Raw genomic sequence first — 24,242 nt, forward strand, 5'->3', positions numbered from 1 at the left:
AGTCATTGACCCATGCCGGTCTCCGTAACACTGCCCGCGCTCGGCGAAAGCGTGCAGGAGGGCACCATCACCCGCTGGCTGAAGCAGGAGGGTGAGCGCGTCGAACTGGACGAGCCGCTGCTCGAGGTCTCGACCGACAAGGTCGACACCGAGATCCCCTCCCCCGCCGCGGGCATCCTGGTGTCCATCAAGGCCCAGGAAGACGACACGGTCGATGTCGGTGCCGAACTGGCCGTGATCGACGACGGCACCGGAGCGACGCCTTCGGCCCCCGCACCCGCGCCGCAGACCGCGGAAGCCCCGGCGGCGCCCGCGCAGGCCGCGCCCGCGCAGGCCGCTCCGGCCGCTCCCGCGGCTCCCGCCGCTCCGGCCGTGCAGGAGCCCGCCCAGGCTCCGGCCGCGCCCGCCGGCGACGCGCAGGGCACCCCGGTGCTGCTGCCCGCGCTCGGCGAGAGCGTGCAGGAGGGCACCATCACCCGCTGGCTGAAGCAGGAGGGTGACACGGTCGAGGCCGACGAGCCGCTGCTCGAGGTCTCGACGGACAAGGTCGACACCGAGATCCCGTCGCCGGTCGGCGGCGTACTGCTGAAGATCAAGGTCGCCGAGGACGAGACGGTGGAGGTCGGCGCCGAGCTGGCCGTCATCGGCGCGCCCGGTGCGGCCCCGGCCGCGGCGCCCGCTCCGGCTCCGGCGGCCGCCCCCGCGGCTGCTCCGGCCGCCGCCCCGGCCCAGGCCGCCGCTCCGGCTCCGGCCCCCGTCGCGGCGCCGGCCCAGGCGCCCGCGCCGAAGCCGGCTCCGACGCCCGCACCGGCTCCCGCCCCGCAGGCCACCGCCCCGGCGGCGCAGCTCGCCCCGCCGGCCGAGGCCGACGGCGCGTACGTCACGCCGCTGGTGCGCAAGCTCGCCGCCGAGCACAACGTGGACCTGGGCGCGATCGAGGGAACCGGCATCGGTGGCCGCATCCGCAAGCAGGACGTCCTGGAGACGGCCCGCAAGCAGCAGGCGGCCCAGGCCGCCGCGGCGGCCTCGGCTCCGGCCGCGGCCGCTCCCGCCGCCAAGGCCGCGGCGCCGATCGAGCCGTCGCCGCTGCGCGGTCGGACCGAGAAGTTGTCGCGGATGCGCACGGTGATCGCCAAGCGCATGGTCGAGTCGCTGCAGACCTCGGCCCAGCTGACCACCGTCGTCGAGGTGGACGTCACCAACATCGCCCGCCTGCGCGACCGGGCCAAGAACGACTTCGTGGCCCGCGAGGGCGTCAAGCTGTCGTTCATGCCGTTCTTCGCCAAGGCGGCGGTCGAGGCGCTCAAGGTCCACCCGGTCCTCAACGCCTCGATGGACCTGGACGCGGGCACGGTCACCTACCACGACGCCGAGCACCTGGTGATCGCGGTGGACACCGACCGCGGCCTGATGGTCCCGGTCATCCACAACGCGGGTGACCTGAACATCGCGGGCCTGTCCCGGAAGATCTCGGACCTGGCGGAGCGCACCCGCACCAACAAGGTCAGCCCCGACGAGCTGGCCGGCGGCACGTTCACGCTGACCAACACCGGTTCGCGCGGCGCGCTGTTCGACACGCCGATCTTCCCGCAGCCGCAGGTCGCGATGCTCGGCACGGGCGCGGTCGTCAAGCGCCCGGTCGTGGTCAACGACCCGACGCTCGGCGAGGTCATCGCGGTCCGCTCGATGGTGTACCTGGCCCTGTCCTACGACCACCGCCTGGTGGACGGCGCGGACGCGGCCCGCTTCCTGCAGACGGTGAAGACCCGTCTCGAGGAAGGCGCCTTCGAGGGCGACCTCGGCCTGTAGGCACCCCCTGTAGGCGGCCGGCGACACGCACGTCCCGAAGGCGGTTCGGACCCCGGTCCGGGCCGCCTTCGGCATGTTCGGCGCCGGGTGGGCGAGGATGCTCCCATGCGTATCGCCGTCACCGGCTCGTCCGGCCTCGTGGGTTCCGCTCTCGTCCGCTCGCTCGCCGCCGACGGCCACGAGGTGGTCCGGCTGGTCCGCCGGGCCCCGCGCGGGCCCGACGAGGTGCGCTGGGACCCGCACGGCGGCACGGTGGACACCGCCGCGCTCGGCCCGGTGGACGCGGCGGTGCACCTGGCCGGCGCGGGCATCGGGGATCGGCGCTGGACGGCCGCGTACAAGCGCGAACTCCGGGACAGCCGGGTCCTGGGCACCGCGGCCGTCTCCCGCGCCCTGGCGGCCCTGCGACCGGCGCCGCGGGTACTGCTGTCCGGTTCCGCGATGGGCTACTACGGCGACACGGGCGAACGCGAGGTGGACGAGTCGTCCCCGCCCGGGACCGGCTTCCTGGCCGACCTGTGCACGGAGTGGGAGGCGGCCACCGCGCCCGCCGTCGAGGCCGGCATCCGGGTCGCCCACCTGCGCACCGGCCTGGTGGTCTCCCGCTCCGGCGGCGCGTGGGGCCGGATGTTCCCGCTGTTCCGGGCCGGTCTCGGCGGTCGGCTCGGCTCGGGCCGGCAGTACTGGAGCTTCATCTCCCTGATCGACGAGGTGGCCGCGATCCGCCACGTCCTGGACCACCCGACCCTGTCCGGCCCGGTCAACCTGACCACCCCGAACCCGGTCACCAACGCCGAGGCCACCAAGGCGATGGGCCGGGCCCTGCGCCGACCCACCTTCCTCGCGGTCCCCCCATTCGCCCTGCGCATCGCTCTGGGCGACTTCGCCAAGGAAATCCTCACCGGTCAGCGCATGATCCCCAGGACCCTCCTCGACTCCGGCTTCACCTTCGAACACCCCACCATCGACACCGCGATCGCCGCCGCCCTCGACGCCTGAGCGCCGCGTCGGGGGCGGCGGCGCCCGTCGACGGATGGACGCCCTGTGGTTGCCCGCCGGACAACCGGTGTTCTTCGGTGCGCTCCTTCGGGCCTTTGGTGGGTATGACCCGTAGGCGACGGAACCAGCCGGGCCTTCGAGGGGTATGACCCGTAGGCGATGTACCCGGCCGGGCCTTCGAGGGGTATGACCCGTAGGCGATGTACCCGGCCGGACGTTCGGGGGGTATGACCCGTAGGCGACGGAACCGGCCGGGCCTTCGGGGGATATGACCTGTAGGCGACGGAACCGACACCGCGGCGTGGGTGGTCGTGGGCTGGGGGACGGGAGGACGATCGTGGTCGACGTGCGCCGTACCGAGGTGATCGTGGTGGGGGCCGGGTTGGCCGGCTTGAGCGCGGCACGGACCGTGGCCGCGGCCGGGGTGCCGGTCACCGTGCTGGAAGCGGGCGATCGACCCGGGGGGCGGGTGCGGACGGATCTCGTGGACGGCTTCCGGGTCGACCGCGGCTTCCAGTCGCTGACCACCTCCTGGCCCCAGGTGCGCAGGCAACTCGACGTCGCCGCACTGGGGTTGCGCGCGTTCCAGCCCGGTGTGCTGCTGTACGAGGACGGCCGCACGCACCGGATCGGCGACGTGCACCGGGTCCGGGACGCGATCGGCGGGTTGCGCAACGGCAGCGGCACCGATCGCACGCGGTTGGCCGCGCTGCTCGCCCGGACCGCGTCCGCCCCGGTGGCGCGGGTGTTCGGCGCCGCCGAGACGGCCGCGGCCGATGCGCCGGTGTTGCGCGCGCTGCCGCCCGAGCTGACCCGGCGGACCCTGCGCCCGCTGCTGGCCGCGCTGTTGCACGATCCCGCGTTGCGCTCGTCCAGCCGGTTCGCCGAGTTGATGCTCCGCTCCTTCCTGCGCGGCCGGGTGGCGCTGCCCGCCCGGGGCATGGCGGCGGTGCCGACCCAGCTCGCGGCGGCCCTGCCGGCGGGCGTGGTGCGCTACGGCGTACGGGTGTCGTCCGTCTCGGCCGATCGTGTACTGACCGACCTGGCGGGCGAGATCCGGGCCCGCGCGGTGATCGTGGCCACCGATCCGAGTACGGCGGTGGCGCTGCTGCCGGGCCTGCGGATGCCCGCGTTCCACCCGGTGACCACGCTGTACCACGTGGCCCGCGGCGCCCCCCGGGCCGACGCGTCGCTGCTCGTGGAGGCCGACACCCGCAGCCCGTTCACGCACACGACGGTGCTCAGCCAGGTCGCCCCCACCTACGCGCCGGACCGCCGGGCACTGATCGCGACCACCGTGCTCGGGTACGACGGCTCGGAGCCCGCCAAGCTCGAACTACGGGTCCGCGAACGGCTCGCGGTCGTACACGACACGCCCACCGGCACGTGGACACACCTGACCACCTGTCATATCCCGCGGGCCGTCCCGGTCGTCGAGCCCGGCCACAACTTCCGCCGACCGGTCCGGTTGATCGGCGGCCTGTACGTCTGCGGCGACCATCGCGACTCCAGCTCCATCCAGGGCGCCCTGGCCTCCGGTCGCAGGGCGGCCCGCTCCGCCCTCGCCGACCTGGGCGCCCTCGCGGCCTGATCCGCCGCGCCGCTCAGGCCGTGCGGACGAAGCAGCCCGACCGCGCCTCGAACTCGCGTACCGCCGGCACGTCCCGATACGGCGCCAACCGATGGGTGAACTCGCGTACGTAGTCCACCGCCCGCGACGACCGCAGCCCCTCGGCCTGTTCGGTCGCCTCCGCCTCCACCCGGCATGCCTGCTCCACCTCGCCCAACTCCAGCAGCGCGGTGGCCAGGATCGTCTGGCAGAACAACCGGCTGCGCGCGTACTCGCTCCCGCGCAGCCGCAACGAACGCTCGGCGTATTCGCGCGCCTTGTCGTAGTCCTCCAAGTCCCGGTAGCAGTGCGCGTGGTCGTCGGCCAACTGGGCCTCGTTCATGAACGCGACCCACTCCGGCTCGTCGTCCCCCGCCGCGACGCACTCCAACGCCTGCTCGGCCCGCAACAGCGCCGCCCCGCACGCCCGCGCGTCGCCGAGCAGCCCGTGCCCGCGCGCCTCGACCGCGTGGAAGAGCGCGCGCACCCGGGGCGTGGCCACCACCGACGCGCCCTGCTGGGCGACCCGCGCCAGTTGTACCGCCTCACGCCCGTGCCCGAGGTACACCGCCTGGCGACTCATCGTGGACAACACGAACCCGCCGAGCGCCCGATCCCCCGACGCCTGGGCCAGCCGCAGCGCCTGGACGAAATAGCGCTGCGCCATCCCGTGCACGCCCACGTCGTACGCCATCCAGCCGACCAGGCGGGTGAGCGTGGCCGCCGCGCCGAACAGCGCGCTGCCGGTGCGCGAGTCGTAGGTCCCGCGCAGTATCGCGGTCACCTCGGTGTCGAGGTAGCGCACCAGCGCCTGCCGGCCGTGCCCCCCGCCGAACGAGTTGTCCAGCCGCCGGAACGCCTCGCCGACCGCGCGCACCGCGGCCACGTCGCCCAGGCCCACGCGGTCGCCGTCCTGCCGCGCCGGCCGCTCGTCGCCGGCGCCGATCAGCCAGTCCCGACTGGGCACCACCAGCGCCCCGGGCGTGAACGCGGCCTCCACCAGGGCGGATCGCTGCGCCGAGTCGGCCTGCCACATGCCGGTGACGATCTCGACCGCCTCGGGCGGACCGGACGCGTACTCCAGCCCGGCATAGTCCGGCCGGCATCCGGCCATGCCCAGGTCCTCGGCGCCGAGTTTGCGGCCGAGTCGTTGGGTGAAGACCTCCGCGAGCAGTATCGGCACGATCCCGCGCGGATGTTGGCCGCGCAGCCAGCGTGCCACGGAGGTCTTGTCGTACCGGAGATCGATGCCCTGTTCCGCACCGAGTTGGTCAACGCGTCTGGCCAGACCGGCATGCGAGAAGCCGGCTTCCTCGACAAGCGCCGCCAGCCGGTGATTGGGGCGCCGCTCGACCCTGGCTGCCATGGAGATGAACGCCTCCCGCTGGTGCGGTGGTTCGGGTGTGGGTGGGTGATCGCGCGAGAATCTAGCGATTTCTGGAGCGCTACAACCCGAACGCTCATAACAATGACCCTTTCGAGTTACACCCGAAGGAGCCGTCGGGAAGGGGCGAATTCGCCCCGAGGAAGGCCCGGTTCGGCCAAGTTCGGCAAAACCTGCCGAATCGGCGACACGGATCCGCTGCGCCGTCACCAGCCTGCCGCCGCTTGCGATGCGCGTAGCGGTGGTGGAACATGCGCGAGGCAGTTCACCCGTTGGGGTGATCGACTTCCGCGCGGCCGACATCCGCGCGGACGCGCCTCGGGGGCGTCGGGCCACACCGGCCGACGGGTCCGGGAATCGCGAGCCGTCCGTGACCAGGCGAAGGAAACGCACGCGTGACCCGGCAATCGGACGACACCGCCCGCGGGATCGTGATCCCCCTCGCCGCGGTCGCGATCGTCTGCCTGCTGCTCACCAGCGGGGTCTTCCTGTTCTCCGGCCTCGGCGACTCGGACCGGGGCGACCACCCGGTCTCGCTCGACCGGAACCTGCCGTTGCCGGCGCCCGCGTTCCCGCTGCCCGGCACCGCCGCGGCGAGCCCGGGCGCGGGTACGGCCACCGCCACGGGCCCGCCGACGACCGCGAGCGCGACGCGGTCGGCGACCCGCTCCCCGTCCGCCTCGGCGAGCGCCAACCCCGGGGCGACCGCGACCCGTTCGAGCACGCCGCCCGTCCCACCCGTCCCGCCGCCGCCCGCCACCACCGGCCCCGCGGACATCTCCGTCGACGCCACCGTGACCGGCTCCGGCTGGGGCGCCGACGGCACCGTGGTGATCACCAACCGCACCCCGCGCCCGCTGCCCGCCTGGGACCTCACGCTCACCACGTCGGGCCGGCAGAGCGGCTTCACCATGCTCTACGGCGAGGACATGCGCACCAGCACCGATCGGGGCGTCGCGACCGCCCGCGGCCGGGGGCCGCTGGCGCCCGGGGCGAGCGTGGTGATCGAGTTCGGCCTGTACGGCCGGGTCGACACGATCGGCTGCACCTTCACCGGCGTGACCTGCCGAGTCCGCGGCCTCGACGCCGGTCGCGGGTGACGTTCGACCCCGTCGTACGCTGGTGGACGTGACCAGCTTCTTGCGATTCGTGCACCTGGGCCTCGGCACCGACGCCGTTCCGTACGAGGCCGCCTGGGAGGAACAGCGCCGCGTGCACGAGCAGGTGGTGAGCGGCGAGGTCGGCGACACGTGTCTGCTTCTGGAACACCCCGCGGTCTACACCGCCGGCCGCCGTACCGACCCCTCCGAGCGCCCGATGGACGGCACCCCCGTGGTCGACGTCGACCGCGGCGGCAAGATCACCTGGCACGGCCCCGGCCAACTCGTCGGCTACCCGATCGTGCGCCTGCCCGAGCCGGTCGACGTGGTCGCGCACGTGCGTCGGATGGAGGAGGCGCTGATCCGGGTCTGCGCCGACCTGGGTCTGGAGACCACCCGGATCGAGGGACGCAGCGGCGTGTGGGTCCTGGGCGACGCGGTGCCGCAACAGGCCCCGACCGGCGGCCTCGACCTGCGCCTGGACAGCCGGCTCACGGCCGCGCCCGACCCGCGCCTGCACCCCGAGTTCGACCCGCGCCTGGCCGGTCCGGAATACGCGCCCTCCAACGCGGGACAGCGCGGCGACGACCGCAAGCTCGCGGCGATCGGCGTCCGGGTCTCGCGCAAGGTCACCATGCACGGCTTCGCGATCAACTGCGACGCCGACATGACGTACTACGACCGCATCGTGCCGTGCGGCATCAAGGACGCCGGCGTCACCTCGCTCAGCCGCGAACTCGGCCGCGAGGTCACCGTCGCCGAGGTCCTGCCGCTGGCCGAGCGGCACCTGGCCGACGTCTTCGCCCGGATCCCGGCGTGACGCACGCCGCGTGACGCACGCCTCGTCCCGAACCCGACCGCCGGGGAATCCACCCGGGTTCGTCCCGGTTGCCACTTGACGGGGCGTCCGGAGCCCCGATTCGCTCGGCGTACTCTGGACACACCGCCCCACCACGGGCCCGTCCCATCCTGCCGGGCCCACCGCAGTCCGTCCCGCCGGCAGGCTGACCCGAGAAGAGGGAGTCGCGCGTGTCCGCTGTCGCACCCGACGGCCGCAAGCTGCTTCGCCTGGAAGTCCGCAACGCCGAGACTCCCATCGAGCGCAAGCCTTCGTGGATCAAGACCCGGGCGAAGATGGGCCCCGAATACACCGAGCTCAAGCAACTCGTGAAGCGCGAGGGGCTGCACACGGTGTGCGAGGAGGCGGGCTGTCCCAACATCTACGAGTGCTGGGAAGACCGCGAGGCGACCTTCCTGATCGGCGGCGACCAGTGCACCCGGCGCTGCGACTTCTGCCAGATCGACACCGGCAAGCCCGCCGAGCTGGACCGCGACGAGCCGCGTCGGGTGGCCGAGTCGGTCCAGGCGATGGGGCTGAAGTACGCCACGATCACGGGCGTCGCCCGCGACGATCTGCCCGACGGGGGCGCGTGGTTGTACGCGGAGACGGTCCGCCAGATCAAGGAGCTGAACCCGGGCACCGGCGTCGAGCTGCTGATCCCGGACTTCACCGCGCAGCCGGAGCAGTTGGCCGAGGTGTTCTCCTCGCGCCCCGAGGTGCTGGCGCACAACATCGAGACCGTGCCGCGCATCTTCAAGCGCATCCGGCCGGGCTTTCGCTACGAGCGCTCGCTCGACGTGATCACCCAGGCCCGGGCGGCGGGTCTGGTCACCAAGTCCAACCTGATCCTGGGCATGGGCGAGGAGCGCGCCGAGATCAGCCAGGCGATGCAGGACCTGCACGACGCCGGCTGCGAACTGCTGACCATCACGCAATACCTGCGGCCGAGCGTGCGGCACCACCCCGTCGAGCGCTGGGTGAAGCCGGAGGAGTTCGTCGAGCTGAACGAGGAGGCCGAGGAGATCGGCTTCGCGGGCGTGCTCTCCGGACCCCTGGTCCGCTCGTCGTACCGCGCGGGTCGGCTGTACCGCCAGGCCCTGGAGGTGCGCGAGACGCGCGCAGCGTCGGCCGAAGGTGCGCAGAGCTTCACCTCGGTGTGACCCGGTCGCCATCATCGGGCAACACAGTGTTGCGAGAGTCGGCCGCGATGCGGCGGAACCTCGCATCGAGCACAGCTAGGGGGACGACCTCATGCCAGACACGCGGCAGGACACCGCCTCGGTGCTGCGCGGCGCGTTCGATCGCGGCCTCGCCGCACGCCGGGCCACCGTCGGCCGGGTCTTCCGGGCCGTCGAGACCGTCCTGATGTTCGAGGGCGGTCAGCGCACCGCCCGCCGCAACGCGTGGGCGGCCGTGTGCGCCGACCGCAGCCGCGCCCGGGCCCGCGCCGAGGCCTCCGACATCCTGGCCCGGCTCGCCCCGGTCAAGCCCGCGCCGGGCGCCGGCTCGCGCTAGGGCCGCGCGGAAGCCGGCCGGCTCGTGATTCGGCCGTCCTCCGGGGATGGGTTCCCCGCCGGACGGCCGGATCCGCCGCGCCCTCGGCGGGTGGGTCGCGACAAGCCGGCGCCAGGCATTGTCCCCGGTGGACGGCACGCCAGTATCCTTTTCACATGGCGAGCAAGGAACCATCCGAGAAGAGCGGCCGGCTGAAGCAGATCCGGCTCGCCTACCAGCAGACGAAGAAGGCCGATCCGTGGGTCGGCTTGATTGTGGCGGCCTGGGGCCTGGGCGTATTCGCAGTACTCCTGGCCATCGGCTTCTGGTGGGGACATCCGATCTACCTGGGCATCTTCGGTGCCCTCGTGGGTCTGCTCGCGGCGGCCTTCATCTTCGGACGCAGGGCCGAGAAGTCGGTGCTCGGCCAGATGGAGGGCCAGCCCGGCGCCGCGTTGGCGGTCATGCAGTCACTCAAGCGTGGCTGGGTCGTGACCCCCACCGTGGCCATCACCCGCAACCAGGATGTCGTACACCGCGCCGTGGGTCGCCCCGGCATCATCCTGGTGGGCGAGGGTCAGACGGGTCGCGTGACGCGACTGTTGGCCGATGAGAAGAAGCGCATGTCCCGACTGGCGGCCAACACCACGGTGCACACGATCATCGTCGGCAACGACGAGGGTCAGGTCCCGCTGCTCAAGCTCCAGCGGCACATCATGAAGCTGACCCCGACCCTGGCCAAGCCCGAGGTCGCGCAGGTCAACGACCGGCTGCGGGCGGTCGGCGACCTGATGAAGAACATGCCGGTGCCCAAGGGCCCGATGCCGAAGGGCGCGCGCATGCCGCGCGGCCCGCGCGGCTGACCCACCCCCGGCACCACGCGCCCGCGCGACACCAGTCCCCCGTTCGACCACGAGAGCGGCGGCGATCCGAACCGGATCGCCGCCGCTCTCTTCCGTGTCGCGGGAGGAACGATCTAGGCCCGGACCACCGCCGTGCCGACCGCCTTGTCGTGGAAGCCGCGCCCGTCCCGGTCGTAGATGGCCGGCGGAATCACCAGGCACAACAGGAACGTCCGCACCACGACCGCGAGCGGCAGCAGCGAGCCGCGGGTGACCGAGACCACCCGGATGCCCATGATCCGCTTGCCGAGGGTCCAGCCGAGCGTGCTCACCAGGAGCAGGTTCTCCACGGCGAACACGCCGAGCGTGCCCCAGCTGGTGCCGACGGCGTTGAGCTTGCCGCCGCCCAGGAAGGACAGCGCGATGACGTAGCAGATGCCCCAGTCGATGACCAGGGCAAGGAGCCGGCGCCCGGTCGGCGCCAGTGAATTGGGTCCGTCCTCGGGCAGCCCGAGACGCTTGCCGCGGTAGGCGAATTCGTCGTCCGCCGCCCCGGAGGCCTGGGTCCGCGCTGCGCTCGTGTTCTCGTCCACCTCTCCAAAGTAGACGAGCCGGGCCGATTCACCCGCCCCGGGGGTGGGCGTACGGGCGGCCGATCACGGGCACGCATCCAGGCAAACCGGCTAGACCGTACGGGTGGGTGCGTAACATCCCGGAAACACGAGGGACACCGACGGGAAACCGCTCGCGCCTACCTTCATGGCCTAGTGGCCACCGGGGAGGAGGCCGCTCCCCGCGAACGCAACTGCCCGCGCCTGGCGCCGGGTCGAGGAGGATTGATGTTCAACAACGCCGAAGAGGTGTCGCGATACATCGCCGACAACGACGTCAAGTTCATCGACGTTCGTTTTTGCGACCTGCCTGGCGTGATGCAGCACTTCACGGTTCCGGCGAGGACGTTCGACCCGAGTGAGACGCTGGCCTTCGACGGATCCTCGATCCGCGGCTTCCAGGCGATCCACGAGTCGGACATGGCGCTTCGCCCGGACCTGTCCACGGCGCGGCTCGACCCGTTCCGCAAGGACAAGACGCTCAACATCAACTTCTTCATCCACGACCCGCTGACGGATGAGGAGTACAGCCGCGACCCGCGCAACGTCGCGAAGAAGGCCGAGCGCTACCTCGCCGGCACCGGCATCGCCGACACGGCGTACTTCGGCCCCGAGGCCGAGTTCTACGTGTTCGACAGCGTGCGCTTCGCGACCGGCGCGAACGAGTCCTTCTACCACATCGACTCCGAGGCGGGCGCCTGGAACACCGGTGCGGAGGAGAACAACCGCGGCTACAAGGTCCGCTACAAGGGCGGCTACTTCCCGACCCCGCCGGTCGACCACTTCGCCGACCTGCGCGCGGAGATCTCCCTGGAGCTGGAGGCGGCGGGTCTGGAGATCGAGCGCCAGCACCACGAGGTGGGCACCGCCGGCCAGGCCGAGATCAACTACAAGTTCAACACGCTGCTCGCGGCGGCCGACGACCTGATGCTGTTCAAGTACATCGTCAAGAACGTCGCGTGGCGCAACGGCAAGACCGCGACCTTCATGCCGAAGCCGATCTTCGGCGACAACGGCTCGGGCATGCACTGTCACATGTCGCTGTGGGCCGACGGCTCGCCGCTGTTCTACGACGAGCAGGGTTACGCGGGGCTGTCCGACACCGCCCGCTACTTCATCGGCGGCCTGCTCAAGCACGCCCCGTCGCTGCTGGCCTTCACCAACCCGACGGTGAACTCGTACCACCGCCTGGTCCCGGGCTTCGAGGCGCCGGTCAACCTGGTCTACTCGCAGCGCAACCGCTCGGCCTGCATCCGCATCCCGATCACGGGCAGCAACCCGAAGGCCAAGCGCGTCGAGTTCCGCGTCCCGGACCCGTCGGCCAACCCGTACCTGGCCTTCGCCGCCCAGCTGATGGCCGGCCTCGACGGCGTCAAGAACAAGATCGAGCCGCTGGAGCCGGTCGACAAGGACCTGTACGAGCTGGCCCCCGACGAGCACCAGGCCGTCCCCCAGGTCCCCGGCACCCTCGCCGAGGTCCTCGACGCCCTGGAGGCCGACCACGAGTACCTCCTCGAAGGCGGCGTCTTCACCCAGGACCTGATCGACACCTGGATCGAATACAAGCGCACCAAGGAAATCGACCCGGTCCGCCTGCGCCCCCACCCCCACGAGTTCGAGCTCTACTTCGACATCTAAACCCCCCGAAGGCGGCCCCGGCCCCCTCCCGAGGACAAGGCCGTCGACCGCTGCCCACCGCGCGGTCGGCGGCCTTCCTCGTGTTCGGCCGGGGGTGTCGCGCTCGGGGCGCGGGACACTTGGGGGATGGTGGCCTTCGGTGGGACTCGGCGCGGGGGTGGGGGCGGGGCGGCGTGCTGGGAGGCCGCCGTCGGGAGTCCCCGTGCGGGGCTCGGTGGGCTGGTGGTCGGCTACGGGGGGTTCGCCGAGACGGCGGCCGGGGTGGTGGTGCGGCGGGAGGTGCCGGCGCCGGAACTGGTGTTGTTGATCAGCCTCGGTGAGCCGTTGGCGCTGGTCCGGGACGGGGTCGCCGTGCGGGCCGACGCGGCGCTGGTCGGGATCGGGCGGGGGCCGGTCGAGGCGGCGCACGGCGGGCGGCAGAGTGTGCTGGAGGTGCGGCTGTCCCCGTTGGCAGCCGGGGCGCTGTTCGGCGTGTCGGCGTCGGAGCCGGCCGAGCGGATCGTGGATGTGGGCGAGTTGTGGCCGGGTACGCCCGAGTTGGTCGAGCGGCTTCGCGCGGACGCCGGGTGGGCGGAGCGGTTCGCCCGAGTCGAGGACGTCCTGGTGGCGCGGGCCGAGCGTGGGCGGGCGGCCGACCCCGTGGTGGCGGGGTCGTGGCGGCAGGTGGTGGACTCCCGGGGCGATCTCGCGATCGGTGCGCTGCACGAGCACAGCGGATGGAGTCGCAAGCGCATGGCGCGGCGGTTCCGGGCCGAGATCGGGCTGACGCCGAAGGCGATGGCCAACCTGGTGCGGTTCGAGCACGCCGTGGACCTGCTCCGACGGCCCGGACGCCGATCGCTCGCCGAAGTGGCGCTGTGGTGCGGGTACTGCGACCAGGCGCACTTCAATCGGGAGTTCAAGGAACACGCCGGATGCACGCCGACCGCGTTCCTGGCCGGTCTCGGCCTGGACGCCCCGGGCAGGGACATGGCCGCCGCCGGCCGACCGACGCCCCGAATATCCAAGACCGGGACGAGCCACCCGCCTACCGTCGAGTGATCACCCACCGATGATCATCCACCGACACGCGGGAGTTGCCATGCACGGCGAGCCGACGTTCTTCGAGATCGGCGTCCCGGACGCCGCCCGGGCGCATACCTTCTTCGGGCAACTGTTCGGCTGGCGGTTCCCGTCGACCGGCGAGGACGACCAGGTCTCGATCGAGACGCCCAGCGGCCGGGGCGGACTGCACGGCCGGGACTCGGCCGCGGCGATCACGATGTTCTTCGCCGTCGACGACGTCGAGGCGGCCGTCCGGCGCGTGCGCGAACTGGGCGGCACGGCGGAGGACGCCCGCCCGGAGGAACCGGGCTTCGGGCGCTTCGCGCTGTGCGCGGACGACCAGGGCGTGGCGTTCGGTTTGCATCAGGTCGGCTGACGGCGGCGCGATCGGCGAAGCACCCCGAACCGCATGCCTCGGCCCCACACCCCTGCCCCGCGGAAGACCGCGAGGCAGGGGTGTTTTGGCATGTGATGACGGTTTGGCACACACCGATCACATACCCCCCTCAGGTATTTATGGCCGACCTCTGGATTTTGCATACCCCCCTCGGGTATGTTCCTGGTCGCCGGATACCCCCCGGTCGTATCTATGGAGTGATCGCGATGTCCGAACCACAAGCCAACCCGCGTCGCTGGGCGGCGCTTGCGCTCATTGCGCTCGCGCAGTTCATGGTCATCATGGACACGTCGATCATCGGCGTGGCCCTGCCCGAGATGCGCACCGATCTCGGGTTCTCGCAGGAGAACCTGTCCTGGGTCTTCAACGCCTACGTGGTCGCGTTCGGCGGGCTGCTCCTGCTCGGCGGGCGGTTGTCCGACCTGTTCGGCGCCAAGCGGGTGTTCTCGGTCGGCTGGGCGATCCTGGGTGTCGGGTCGCTGGCCGCCGGCCTCGCCGGCGAGGTGTGGGTCGAGCTCGCCGGGCGCGCCGTCCAGGGCGTCGGCGCCGCGCTCATCGCGCCCTCGGCGCTGACCCTGCTGATGATGCTCTTCGGCGGCAACCCCAAGGAGCTGACCAAGGCGTTCGCGCTGTACGGCGCCGCCGCGCCCGCCGGTGGCACCGCCGGTGTCTTCCTGGGCGGCCTGATCACCGAGTACGCCAGCTGGCCGTGGGTCTTCTACATCAACATCCCCGTCGCCGTGCTCGCCCTGGTCGCCACCCCGTCGCTGATGCCGGACGCCCCCGCCCGGCGCGGCTCGATCGACGTGCTCGGCGCCATCCTCGCCACCGCCGGACTCGGCGTCGCCGTCTACGCCGTCGTGCGTGCCCCCGAGACCGGTTGGGGCTCCGCCGAGACCCTGGTGGTCCTCGCCGCGGGAATCGGCCTGATCGCCCTGTTCCTGCTGGTCCAGTCGAAGCGGTCGGAGCCGCTGATGCCGCTGCGCATCCTGCGTACGCCCAACCTCGCCGGGGCCAACCTGGCCCAGCTGCTGATGGCCGCGGCCTGGATCCCGATGTGGTTCTTCCTCAACCTCTACCTCCAGCAGGTGCTCGGCCTGGGCGCCTTCGCCTCCGGCTCGGCCCTGCTGCCGATGACCGTGGCCATCATGCTCATGATGATCGTGCTCGCACCGCGCCTGATCGCCCGCTTCGGTCCCAACCCGCTGGTGGTCACCGGTCTGATCGCGCTCGCCGGCGGCATGTTGTGGTTGTCCTTCGTCCGCTCCGACGGCAACTACTGGGTCGACGTCCTGCCCGCCTCCCTGCTCGCCGCCGCCGGCATGGCGCTCGCCTTCATCCCGTCCCTGGGCACCGCGATCTCCAGCGCCCGGCCCGAGGAGGGCGGCCTCGCCTCCGGCATCGTCAACACCAGCTACCAGATCGGCTCGGCCCTCGGCCTGGCCGCGATGACCGCCGTCGCCGCCGCGCACGGCGCCCAGGAGGTCGGCGACCCCGGCGCGCTCACCGACGGCTTCTCCGCCGCGTTCCTCGGTGCCTCCGCCATCGCCGCCGCCGGCGCGGTGATCGCCGCGATCACCCTGCGCAAGCCCGCCGGCGCCGCCGGCCCGGCCTCCGCCGACCCCGCCCCCGAGTCCGTCCCGACCCCCTGATCACACCCCGGCCCACGGGCCCCGACCGATGTCACGGACCCCGTCCGACACTCCGAAGGCCGCCCTCCATCCCCCGGAGGGCGGCCTTCGCGCACCGTCTCGACCTGCGTTTCCTCCGTCCGGGGAAGGAGAAGATCGCGCTCGGATGGCCCCACGGGGTGATCGGCGCGGGGGCGGGCTCTGGCAGACTTGAGTCATGGGGGGCAATCCGAGCCGAGAGACCATGCCGCCGTCGGGGCGACGGCTGACCGACGAAGCCGGACGGACAACCATGCAGCCAATCCCCACGATGACCCGATTGCGTGTGTATCTGCACACGCCGCGTCGTCCGCGATTCGTGGTCGAACTCGCGTTGGTGGCGCTGAGCTACTGGGTGTACTCGCTGATCCGCAACGCGGTGCCCGAACGTGAACGCGTCGCGGTCCACCGCGCCTGGCAACTCCTCGATCTCGAGAAGGCGCTGCACATCGACATCGAACACAGCGTGAACCACGCCGTCAACGGCGTCACCTGGTTGATCGTGCCGATGAACTACTACTACGCCACGCTGCACTTCGTGGTCACCATCGGTGTCCTGGTGTGGCTGTTCCACAAACATCCCGGCCGCTACCGGGCCGTGCGCACGGTGTTGTTCCTGACCACGGGGATGGCCCTGTTCGGCTATTTCTTCTACGCCCTCGCGCCGCCGCGACTGCTGCCCGGCGCGGACTACATCGACACCGTCCTGGTCCACCACACGTGGGGATCGATGGCGTCCGGCGACATGAAGAACGTCTCCAACCAGTACGCGGCGATGCCGTCGATGCACATCGGCTGGTCGACGTGGTGCGCGCTCGCGATCGTGCTGTTCGCCCGGCCGCTGTGGGCCAAGGTGCTCGGCGTCCTGTACCCGATCGCCACCCTGTTCGTGATCGTGGCGACCGGCAACCACTTCGTGCTCGACGCGGTGGGCGGCTGGATCACCCTGGCCGCGGCCTTCGGCGTCCAGTGCCTGGTCAACGGACGCTCCGCGTACCGCTTCCCGCAGTATCCGCCGGACGACCCGCGGGCCGCGCCGCCCCCGCCGGACACGAAAGCCGACGACGGGCACGACGGCCACGCACCCGACACCCCTCGCGGGAAACCTCAGCGCGAGCCCGTCGAAGTCTCGTCCTCACCGTAGAAGACCCGCTCCACCACGGCCCGCGCCAGCCTGGTCACCCGCCGATACTCCTCCAGCAGGCTGCCGGTCTCGTCCGACGCGTGCCCGAGCAGCCGGGCCACCCCGCCCAGTTCGCGCACGTCGGACGGGAAGCTGTCGGAGGACCGGCCGCGCACGATCATCACCGCGTTGCGCACCCGGGTGGCCTCGACCCACGCGTCGTCCAGCACCCGGGCGTCGTGCGCGTCGAGCAGGCCCGCGTCCCGGGCCGCCGCCAACCCCTGTCGGGTGCCGGTCACCCGCAGCGCGGGCACCTCGTGCGCGTGCCGCAACTGGAGCAGTTGCACCACCCACTCCACGTCGGCCAGACCGCCCCGGCCGAGCTTGGTGTGCGTGGTCGGGTCGGCCCCGCGCGGCAACCGCTCGGCCTCGATCCGGGCCTTCATCCGGCGGATCTCGCGGACCTGGCCGTCGTCGATCCCCCGGCACGGGTAGCGCACCGGCTCGACCAGGTCCAGGAACCGCCGGCCCAGCTCGGCGTCGCCCGAGGTGACGTCGGCGCGCAGCAGGGCCTGGCTCTCCCACAGCTTGGACCAGCGCTCGTAGTAGGCCCGGTACGACGCGAGCGTGCGCACCAGCGGCCCCTGCCGGCCCTCGGGGCGCAGGTCGGCGTCGATCAGCAGCGGCGGATCGGTGGACGGGATCTGCAGCAGCCGGCGCACCTCGTTGCACACCCGCTGTGCGGCCTTCGCGGCCTGCTCCTCCGGCGCGCCCTCGATCGGCTCGTACACGAACATCACGTCGGCGTCGCTGCCGTAACCCTGCTCGTAGCCGCCGAACCGGCCCATGGCGATGATCGCGATCCGGGCCGGGATCGGCCCCCGCTCGCGCTCGAACCCGTCGACGGCGGCCCGCAGCGCGCCGGTCAGCGTCGCGGCGTTGACGTCGGTCAGCGCCCGGCCGATGGCGTCCACGTCCAGCCGGCCCAGCACGTCGGCGGCGACGATCCGGAACAGCTCCCGCCGACGCACGCTGCGCGCCGCCTGTACCGCGCTCTCCGGCCCCGGCGCCCGCCCGACCGCGGCCAGGATCTCGGTCTCGAGCGCCGCCCGCGAGCGCGGCCGCAGCCCGTCCCCGTCGCCGAGTATCGCCACCGCCTCGGGCGCGCGCAGCAGCAGATCCGGCGCGAGCCGCCCCGAGGCGAGCACTCGCGCCATGTTCTCCGCCGCCGCCCCGGAGGCACCCGCCCCCGAGTCGCGCAGCAGCCGCAGGTACCAGTGCGTGTTGCCGAGCGCGTCGGAGACCTGCCGGAAGGCGAGCAGACCGGCGTCGGGGTCGGCCGAGTCGGCGAACCAGCTCAGCATCACCGGCAACAGCGTGCGCTGGATCGAGGCGCGCCTGCTGACCCCGGACGCCAGCGCCTCCAGGTGGCGCATCGCGGCGGCCGGGTCGGCGTATCCCAGCGCCTCGAACCGGGCCCGCGCGGCCTCGGCGGTGAGCCGCTGCTCGCCCGCCTTGAGCCGGGCGACCGCGTCCAGGAGCGGCCGGTAGAACAGTTTCTCGTGCAGCCGCCGCACCTCCAGCGTCTGCTGCTTCCAGGCCTTCTCCAACTCGCCCACCGGGTTCGAGCGCATGCCCATCGAGCGGGCGATCCGGCGCAGTTCGCCCGCGTCGGTGGGCAACAGGTGGGTGCGCCGCAGCCGGAAGAGCTGGATGCGGTGTTCGAGGGTGCGCAGGAAGCGGTACGCGGCGTCCAGCCCGGCGGCGTCGTCGCGGCCCACGTAACCGGCGGCGGACAGCGCGGCGAGCGCCTCCAGGGTGGAGCCGCGGCGCAGCGTCGGATCGGACTTGCCGTGCACCAACTGGAGCAACTGCACGGCGAATTCGATGTCGCGCAGCCCGCCCGGGCCGAGCTTGACCTCGCGGGCCACCTCGCGCGCGGGGATGCTGTCCACCACCCGGCGGCGCATCGCCTGCACGTCGGCGACGAAGTTCTCCCGGCCGGCCGCGGTCCACACCATGGGCGAGACGCTGTCCATGTACTTGCGGCCCAGGGCCGGGTCGCCGGCCACCGGGCGGGCCTTGAGCAGGGCCTGGAACTCCCAGGTCTTGGCCCAGCGTTCGTAGTAGGCGAGGTGGCTGGCCAGGGTGCGGGTGAGCGGGCCGTTGCGGCCCTCGGGGCGCAGGTTGGCGTCGACCTCCCAGATCGAGCCCTCGACGGTGGTCGCCGAGCAGGCCCGCATCAGGGCGCCGGCGAGCCGGTTGGCGGCGGCGACCGCGATGCCCTCCGACACGCCGGGCGGGGCCTCGGCGACGAAGACCACGTCCACGTCGCTGATGTAGTTGAGCTCGCGTCCGCCGCACTTGCCCATGCCGATCACCGCCAGCCGGCACTGTTCGGCCTCGACCGGGTGCTCGCGGCGCACCAGGTCGAGCGCGGCGTCCAGGGTGGCGCCGGCCAGGTCGGCGAGTTCGGCGGCCACGGTCGGCTCGTCGGCCGAGCCGCACACGTCGCGCGCGGCGATGGAGAGCAGGCAGCGCCGGTAGCCGATGCGCAGCGCGTCGAGCGCCGGGTCGCCGCGCAGGCCGGTGAGCGCGCCGGTGAGCACGGTGTGGAAGTAGGCCGGGGTGGGCCGGGCGTCCCGGACGTCGTAGGTGACCAGGGAGCGCCAGTCGTCGGGGTGCCGGGCGAGGTGGTCGCCGAGCGCGGCGCTGACCCCGAGAACGCCCAGTATCCGGTCCCGGAAGGGCTTCGCGGACGCGAGCGTGGACAACAGGACCGAGCGGTCGGCGGCGGCCTCGGCGAGTCGGACCAGGCCGAGCAGCGCGAGGTCGGGGTCGGCGGTGGCGGCCAGCGCGTCCGGGAAGAGCGGGTCGTCGCCCGCGCCGAGCAGGGCCGGATCGCGCAGGTTGCGCGCGGCGCTCGCGATGTCGGTGAAGCCCAGTCGCACCAGACGCCCGTCGGTGGCCGCCGGTTCGCGAGGCTGATCCACAGAGGTCACCGGCCGAGCGTATCCGGTCAAACGACTGATCGATCAAGAACGGAACTGGGAATGTGGACGCGCCGCACCGGAGGTTCGCCGAGCCCCCCGACCGCGGCGAACACATGTGCGGCGCGCCCTTGTCCGGTGGTGAACGGCGATTCCACTCTGCGAGCCGTCCGTCCCACGGCCCGAAGAGGCCTCCGTAGCGACGAGCCGCCATACGCCACCGTACGGGACGTCACCCTACGTTAGCGTAGGTGCCATGCGCAACGGTGTTCCCTCGGAGAGGGTTCAATCAGACGACGAACCGGAACGGTCCGCTCGCCCCGGCCGCCGCACCCTCAGCCGAGAGGACTGGGCTCGAGCGGCCCTGGAGGCGATGCGGGAAGGCGGCCTGGGCGCGGTCGCGGTGGAACCCCTCGCGGAACGCCTCGGCACCACCAAGGGCAGTTTCTACTGGCACTTCAAGGATCGTGACTCGCTCATCCAGGCCGCCCTGGAGCGCTGGGTGGCCGAGTCCGAGGAACTGATGGCCGCGGCCGAGCGGATCGCCGATCCGGTCGAACGCGGGCGCCGACTCACCGAGTACGCGTTCACCGCGCCCAGCGGCGCGGACATCACCACCACGCTGCTGATCCACGCCCAGCACCCCGTGGTCGGCCCGATCCTGGAGCAGGTCACCCGTCGACGCCTGGAGTTCGGCGCCCGGTTGACCGAGGAGCTGGGCCTGCCTGCCGACGCCGCCTACCGGCACGCGCTGACCGCGCTGACCATGACCGTCGGCATCGCGCTGATCCGCCGGGGCGCGCCGCAACTGCTGCCGCAGGGTGAGGAGAAGGACGCCTACGTCCGCTACATCCTGGAGCTGCTCGGCCCGCCGATGTCCTGAGCGGGGACGTCCCGAGCGGGCGTGCCGGCCGCCCCCGGCCGCAGGCGGTCCGTACGCCCGACCCTCCCGCGCCGCCCGACGATCGACGGCCCGATCCCCCGGCGGGGTCGGGCCGTTCGACGTGGCGGAACCGGACTCCGAGCGGAACCGGACTCGGCGCGGTGCCGCACCCGCGGCGGTGCCGGCGCCCGCCTCAGAGCACCGGCAGGTAGCGCTTCAGCTCGAAGGGAGTCACCTGCTGGCGGTACTCCTCCCACTCGTGCCGCTTGTTGCGCAGGAAGAACTCGAAGACGTGCTCGCCCAGGATCTCCGGCAGCAACTCGCTGCGCTCCATCAGCGCGATCGCCTCGGCCAGGTTCTGCGGCAGCGGCGCGATGCCGAGCGCGCGCCGCTCGGCGTCGGTCAGCGCCCACACGTCGTCCTCGGCGCCCGGAGGCAACTCGTAGCCCTCCTCGACGCCCTTGAGCCCGGCGCCGAGCAGCACGGCGTAGGCCAGGTAGGGGTTGCACGCCGAGTCGATCTGGCGCACCTCGATCCGGGTCGACTGCCCCTTGGTGGGCTTGTACATCGGCACGCGCACCAGGGCGGAGCGGTTGTTGTGGCCCCAGCAGATGTACGACGGCGCCTCGCCGCCCATGCCCGCGGTGCGCGCCGACGCGCCCCACAGCCGCTTGTACGAGTTGACCCACTGGTTCGTGATCGCGGCCATCTCGCCCGCGTGCCGCAGCAGCCCCGCGATGAACGAGCGGCCGACCTTGGAGAGTTGGTACTCGGCGCCGGCCTCGTAGAACGCGTTGCGGTCGCCCTCGAACAGGGACAGGTGGGTGTGCATCCCCGAACCCGGGTGCTCGGAGAACGGCTTGGGCATGAAGGACGCGTGCACGCCCTGCTCCAGCGCGACCTCCTTGACCACCAGACGGAAGGTCATGATGTTGTCCGCCGTGCTCAGCGCGTCGGCGTAGCGCAGGTCGATCTCCTGCTGGCCCGGTGCGCCCTCGTGGTGGCTGAACTCGACCGAGATGCCCATGTTCTCGAGCATCGTGATCGCCTGGCGGCGGAAGTCCTGGCCGACCGGCTGCGGGGTGTGGTCGAAGTAGCCGCTGTGGTCGATCGGCGTCGGCGGGGTCCCGTCGACCGGCTTCTCCTTCAGCAGGAAGAACTCGATCTCGGGGTGCGTGTAGAAGGTGAAGCCCTTCTCCGAGGCCCGCTCCAGGGTGCGCTTGAGCACGTAGCGAGGGTCGGCGAAGGACGGCGAGCCGTCGGGCATCAGGATGTCGCAGAACATGCGAGCGGTACCGGGGGCCTCGGCCCGCCACGGCAGTATCTGGAACGTGGCCGGGTCCGGCTTGGCGAGCATGTCCGACTCGTGCACGCGCGCGAAGCCCTCGATCGCCGAGCCGTCGAAGCCGATGCCCTCGGCGAACGCCTGCTCGAGTTCGGCCGGTGCCACCGCGACGGATTTCAGGAAGCCGAGCACGTCGGTGAACCAGAGCCGCACGAACCGGATGTCGCGCTCCTCGAGGGTGCGGAGCACGAACTCCTGCTGCTTATCCATAATTCCCTATCCTTGCAGGTCGGACGGCCTGTGAGCGATCGGCGGGGGCACCGCGGGCACCCGAGTATCCCGCTGCGGGGTTTCGGGCACATTACGTGCCCTTTGCGTTGCGTCCTCGGCCGCGTACAGCTACCGCCGTGCTTCGCCACGCCCCGTGCTCCGGTACCCCGAAACCGCTCGGGGACGACCTGCGGGGCGGCTGTTTCGTGCGGCATCACACCCGTCGGGGAATCCCGTCGGGCGAGTCGTCGGGGCCCGGTGGTCAACCGTGCCAAGGGTATCCTCCGGGCGGTTCGACGCCGAGCCCCGGGCCCGCCCGGGCGAACGCCTTTCGCCCGCTGTTGGCCTGCGGTTTTCCGTCCGGCCGAGGGGCCGCCACCGCACGCCGCGCCCGGTCCGCGCGAGTGGGTCGCGGGTGGGTCGCGATGACCCGCGTCGACTATTCGTCACATTGACGTCAAGGGTTGGGTACATTGGAACGCGTGACCCGGATTCGCATCGCCCTCAGCCAGATCGACCCCACGGTCGGCGACCTCGACGGCAACGCCGAACTGGTGCTCGGCCGCACCCGGCGGGCCGCCGAGCGCGGCGCGACGCTCGTCGCCTTCCCGGAGATGGCGCTGACCGGCTACCCCGTCGAGGACCTGGCACTGCGCTCGTCCTTCGTCGAGGCCTCCCGACTGGCCATGGAGGACCTCGCCGGCCGGCTCGCCGCCGAGGGGCTGGGCGAGATCGCGGTGGTCGTCGGCTTCCTGGACCGGTGCGAGACGTCCTCCCCGCGCCTGGGCCGCCCGGCCGGCGCCCCGCAGAACGCGGTCGCGGTGCTGCACCGGGGCCGGATCGCGGCCCGCTCGGCCAAGCACCACCTGCCCAACTACGGCGTGTTCGACGAATACCGCTACTTCGTGCCCGGCGACCGGCTCCTGGTCGCCCGGATCGGCGGAGTGGACATCGCGATCGCGGTCTGCGAGGACCTGTGGCAGGAGGGCGGCCCGGTGGCCGCCGCGCGCGCCGCGCGGGTCGGACTGCTGCTGTCGATCAACGCGTCGCCGTACGAGGTGAGCAAGGACGACTCGCGGCTCGACCTGGTCCGCCGCCGGGCCCGCGAGGCCGACTGCACGCTCGCCTACGTCAACGCCTTCGGCGGGCAGGACGAACTGGTCTTCGACGGCGACTCGCTGATCGTGGACGCCGGGGGCCGGGTGCTCTCGCGCGCCGCACGGTTCGACGAGGAACTGCTCGTGGCCGATCTGGACCTGCCGCCGCGCACCGTCGACGCCCGGCTCGCGGGCACGGACGACACGGTGGCCGACGACCTGACCATCCGGCACGTGGTGCTGACCGAGGAGTCCGCGCCGCCGCCCGCGCCCGCCGCCGGGCACAGCGTCGCGCCGGCCCTGTCCGACGACGCGGAGATCTACCGGGCGCTGGTCCTGGGTCTGCGCGACTACGTGGCCAAGAACGGCTTCGCGTCGGTCCTGCTGGGCCTGTCCGGCGGGATCGACTCGGCCCTGGTCGCGGCGATCGCGGCCGACGCGGTGGGCGGCGGCAACGTGTACGGCGTCTCGATGCCCGGCAGCTACTCCTCCGTGCACTCCAGGGACGACGCGGCCGAGACCGCCGAGCGGATCGGGCTCGACTACCGGCAGGTGCCGATCGCGCCGATGGTCGACGCCTACCTGGCCGCGCTCGGGCTGACCGGCCTGGCCGAGGAGAACCTCCAGGCACGGGTGCGCGGCACCACCCTGATGGGCCTGTCCAACCAGGAGGGCCACCTGGTCCTGGCCACCGGCAACAAGAGCGAGCTGGCCTGCGGCTACTCCACCCTGTACGGCGACGCGGTGGGCGGCTTCGCGCCGATCAAGGACGTGCCCAAGACCGCGGTGTGGCGGCTGGCCCGCTGGCGCAACGCCGAGGCCGAGCGGCGCGGCGAGGTCGCGCCGATCCCGGTCAACTCGATCACCAAGCCGCCCAGCGCCGAGCTGCGCCCGGGCCAGGTCGACACCGACTCGCTGCCGCCCTACGAACTGCTCGACGCCATCCTGGACGACTACGTCGAACGGGACATGGGCCGCGACGCGATCGTGGCCGCGGGCTTCGAGCCGGCGCTGGTGGACCGCGTCCTGACCCTCGTGGACACCGCCGAGTACAAGCGGCGCCAATACCCCCCGGGCACCAAGATCTCGCTCAAGGCCTTCGGCCGCGACCGCCGCCTGCCCATCACCAGCCGGTGGCGCGAAAGCGGCTGACCGG

The 24,242-nt window shown here is 72.2% G+C and carries 19 protein-coding genes; 15 read left to right on the forward strand and 4 right to left on the reverse strand.

What is annotated here, in order from left to right; all coding sequences use genetic code 11:
- Positions 1-12: 12 nt before the first annotated feature.
- The 3 genes from sucB (at position 13) to EMA17_RS19660 (ending at position 4,399) form a co-directional block, all read left to right on the forward strand.
- Complete coding sequence (gene sucB / locus EMA17_RS19650; RefSeq protein WP_126638375.1) at positions 13-1,809, forward strand: 2-oxoglutarate dehydrogenase, E2 component, dihydrolipoamide succinyltransferase; 1,797 nt, start codon at positions 13-15, stop codon at positions 1,807-1,809.
- A 105-nt stretch (positions 1,810-1,914) separates the two neighbouring features.
- Complete coding sequence (locus tag EMA17_RS19655) at positions 1,915-2,808, forward strand: TIGR01777 family oxidoreductase (RefSeq protein ID WP_126638376.1); 894 nt, start codon at positions 1,915-1,917, stop codon at positions 2,806-2,808.
- A gap of 337 nt (positions 2,809-3,145) precedes the next feature.
- Entirely contained in the window at positions 3,146-4,399 is a 1,254-nt protein-coding gene (locus tag EMA17_RS19660; protein ID WP_307721552.1) for an NAD(P)/FAD-dependent oxidoreductase, read from the forward strand.
- A gap of 13 nt (positions 4,400-4,412) precedes the next feature.
- Here the strand turns inward: EMA17_RS19660 and EMA17_RS19665 are convergent, their stop codons facing one another.
- Positions 4,413-5,783 (reverse strand): NsdA family TPR-like regulatory protein, encoded by a 1,371-nt coding sequence (locus tag EMA17_RS19665; protein ID WP_126638378.1) that lies wholly within the window; start codon positions 5,781-5,783, stop codon positions 4,413-4,415.
- A 413-nt stretch (positions 5,784-6,196) separates the two neighbouring features.
- Here EMA17_RS19665 and EMA17_RS19670 point away from each other — a divergent pair, with 413 nt between their 5' ends.
- The 5 genes from EMA17_RS19670 (at position 6,197) to EMA17_RS19690 (ending at position 10,099) form a co-directional block, all read left to right on the forward strand.
- Entirely contained in the window at positions 6,197-6,901 is a 705-nt protein-coding gene (locus tag EMA17_RS19670; RefSeq protein ID WP_126638379.1) for a hypothetical protein, read from the forward strand.
- A gap of 28 nt (positions 6,902-6,929) precedes the next feature.
- Positions 6,930-7,721, forward strand: a complete 792-nt coding sequence (gene lipB / locus EMA17_RS19675; RefSeq protein ID WP_126638380.1) for a lipoyl(octanoyl) transferase LipB — start codon at positions 6,930-6,932, stop codon at positions 7,719-7,721.
- Positions 7,722-7,930: 209 nt separating this feature from the next.
- Positions 7,931-8,902 carry a lipoyl synthase gene (gene lipA / locus EMA17_RS19680; RefSeq protein WP_126638381.1) on the forward strand — a complete coding sequence of 324 codons (972 nt, stop codon included), beginning with the start codon at positions 7,931-7,933 and terminating at the stop codon, positions 8,900-8,902.
- A gap of 91 nt (positions 8,903-8,993) precedes the next feature.
- Positions 8,994-9,257 (forward strand): hypothetical protein, encoded by a 264-nt coding sequence (locus tag EMA17_RS19685; protein WP_246126770.1) that lies wholly within the window; start codon positions 8,994-8,996, stop codon positions 9,255-9,257.
- A gap of 155 nt (positions 9,258-9,412) precedes the next feature.
- Positions 9,413-10,099, forward strand: a complete 687-nt coding sequence (locus tag EMA17_RS19690; RefSeq protein WP_126638382.1) for a DUF4191 domain-containing protein — start codon at positions 9,413-9,415, stop codon at positions 10,097-10,099.
- 113 nt (positions 10,100-10,212) lie between these two features.
- Here the strand turns inward: EMA17_RS19690 and EMA17_RS19695 are convergent, their stop codons facing one another.
- Complete coding sequence (locus EMA17_RS19695; RefSeq protein WP_126638383.1) at positions 10,213-10,671, reverse strand: RDD family protein; 459 nt, start codon at positions 10,669-10,671, stop codon at positions 10,213-10,215.
- A gap of 246 nt (positions 10,672-10,917) precedes the next feature.
- Here EMA17_RS19695 and glnA point away from each other — a divergent pair, with 246 nt between their 5' ends.
- The 5 genes from glnA to EMA17_RS19720 all read left to right on the forward strand — a co-directional run bounded on the left by glnA (position 10,918) and on the right by EMA17_RS19720 (position 16,582).
- Positions 10,918-12,327 (forward strand): type I glutamate--ammonia ligase, encoded by a 1,410-nt coding sequence (gene glnA / locus EMA17_RS19700; protein WP_126638384.1) that lies wholly within the window; start codon positions 10,918-10,920, stop codon positions 12,325-12,327.
- A gap of 222 nt (positions 12,328-12,549) precedes the next feature.
- Positions 12,550-13,368, forward strand: coding sequence for a helix-turn-helix domain-containing protein (locus tag EMA17_RS19705; RefSeq protein WP_160161470.1), 819 nt, complete (start codon positions 12,550-12,552; stop codon positions 13,366-13,368).
- Between the two features lie 10 nt (positions 13,369-13,378).
- Complete coding sequence (locus EMA17_RS19710) at positions 13,379-13,747, forward strand: VOC family protein (protein ID WP_246126771.1); 369 nt, start codon at positions 13,379-13,381, stop codon at positions 13,745-13,747.
- A gap of 227 nt (positions 13,748-13,974) precedes the next feature.
- Positions 13,975-15,420 (forward strand): MFS transporter, encoded by a 1,446-nt coding sequence (locus tag EMA17_RS19715; protein WP_126638386.1) that lies wholly within the window; start codon positions 13,975-13,977, stop codon positions 15,418-15,420.
- Positions 15,421-15,709: 289 nt separating this feature from the next.
- Positions 15,710-16,582 carry a phosphatase PAP2 family protein gene (locus EMA17_RS19720; RefSeq protein WP_246126772.1) on the forward strand — a complete coding sequence of 291 codons (873 nt, stop codon included), beginning with the start codon at positions 15,710-15,712 and terminating at the stop codon, positions 16,580-16,582.
- Here the strand turns inward: EMA17_RS19720 and EMA17_RS19725 are convergent.
- The gene (locus tag EMA17_RS19725) at positions 16,546-19,563 is read right to left on the reverse strand and encodes a bifunctional [glutamine synthetase] adenylyltransferase/[glutamine synthetase]-adenylyl-L-tyrosine phosphorylase (RefSeq protein ID WP_126638388.1); all 3,018 of its coding nucleotides are present in this window, start codon (positions 19,561-19,563) and stop codon (positions 16,546-16,548) included. The two genes, EMA17_RS19720 and EMA17_RS19725, sit on opposite strands and share 37 nt — an antisense overlap.
- A gap of 244 nt (positions 19,564-19,807) precedes the next feature.
- On the opposite strand from EMA17_RS19725, the gene EMA17_RS19730 reads away from it, so the two are divergent.
- Positions 19,808-20,434, forward strand: a complete 627-nt coding sequence (locus EMA17_RS19730; protein ID WP_126638389.1) for a TetR/AcrR family transcriptional regulator — start codon at positions 19,808-19,810, stop codon at positions 20,432-20,434.
- 193 nt (positions 20,435-20,627) lie between these two features.
- Here the strand turns inward: EMA17_RS19730 and glnA2 are convergent, their stop codons facing one another.
- Positions 20,628-21,989, reverse strand: a complete 1,362-nt coding sequence (gene glnA2 / locus EMA17_RS19735) for a gamma-glutamylpolyamine synthetase GlnA2 (protein ID WP_078977486.1) — start codon at positions 21,987-21,989, stop codon at positions 20,628-20,630.
- Positions 21,990-22,471: 482 nt separating this feature from the next.
- On the opposite strand from glnA2, the gene EMA17_RS19740 reads away from it, so the two are divergent.
- On the forward strand, positions 22,472-24,238 hold the full coding sequence (locus tag EMA17_RS19740; RefSeq protein ID WP_126638390.1) for an NAD+ synthase: 1,767 nt from the start codon (positions 22,472-22,474) through the stop codon (positions 24,236-24,238).
- The last annotated feature ends 4 nt before the right edge of the window (positions 24,239-24,242 follow it).

It is taken from the genome of Embleya hyalina, from assembly GCF_003967355.1.
Classification (GTDB): domain Bacteria; phylum Actinomycetota; class Actinomycetes; order Streptomycetales; family Streptomycetaceae; genus Embleya; species Embleya hyalina.

Coding starts and splice junctions, on each gene's coding strand:
- glnA (WP_126638384.1), top strand. CDS start 10,918: ATGTTCAACAACGCCGAAGAGGTGTCGCGATACATCGCCGACAACGAC.
- EMA17_RS19665 (WP_126638378.1), bottom strand. CDS start 5,783: ATGGCAGCCAGGGTCGAGCGGCGCCCCAATCACCGGCTGGCGGCGCTT.
- sucB (WP_126638375.1), top strand. CDS start 13: ATGCCGGTCTCCGTAACACTGCCCGCGCTCGGCGAAAGCGTGCAGGAG.
- EMA17_RS19715 (WP_126638386.1), top strand. CDS start 13,975: ATGTCCGAACCACAAGCCAACCCGCGTCGCTGGGCGGCGCTTGCGCTC.
- EMA17_RS19710 (WP_246126771.1), top strand. CDS start 13,379: ATGATCATCCACCGACACGCGGGAGTTGCCATGCACGGCGAGCCGACG.
- EMA17_RS19655 (WP_126638376.1), top strand. CDS start 1,915: ATGCGTATCGCCGTCACCGGCTCGTCCGGCCTCGTGGGTTCCGCTCTC.
- glnA2 (WP_078977486.1), bottom strand. CDS start 21,989: ATGGATAAGCAGCAGGAGTTCGTGCTCCGCACCCTCGAGGAGCGCGAC.
- EMA17_RS19685 (WP_246126770.1), top strand. CDS start 8,994: ATGCCAGACACGCGGCAGGACACCGCCTCGGTGCTGCGCGGCGCGTTC.
- EMA17_RS19730 (WP_126638389.1), top strand. CDS start 19,808: ATGCGCAACGGTGTTCCCTCGGAGAGGGTTCAATCAGACGACGAACCG.
- EMA17_RS19690 (WP_126638382.1), top strand. CDS start 9,413: ATGGCGAGCAAGGAACCATCCGAGAAGAGCGGCCGGCTGAAGCAGATC.
- EMA17_RS19720 (WP_246126772.1), top strand. CDS start 15,710: ATGACCCGATTGCGTGTGTATCTGCACACGCCGCGTCGTCCGCGATTC.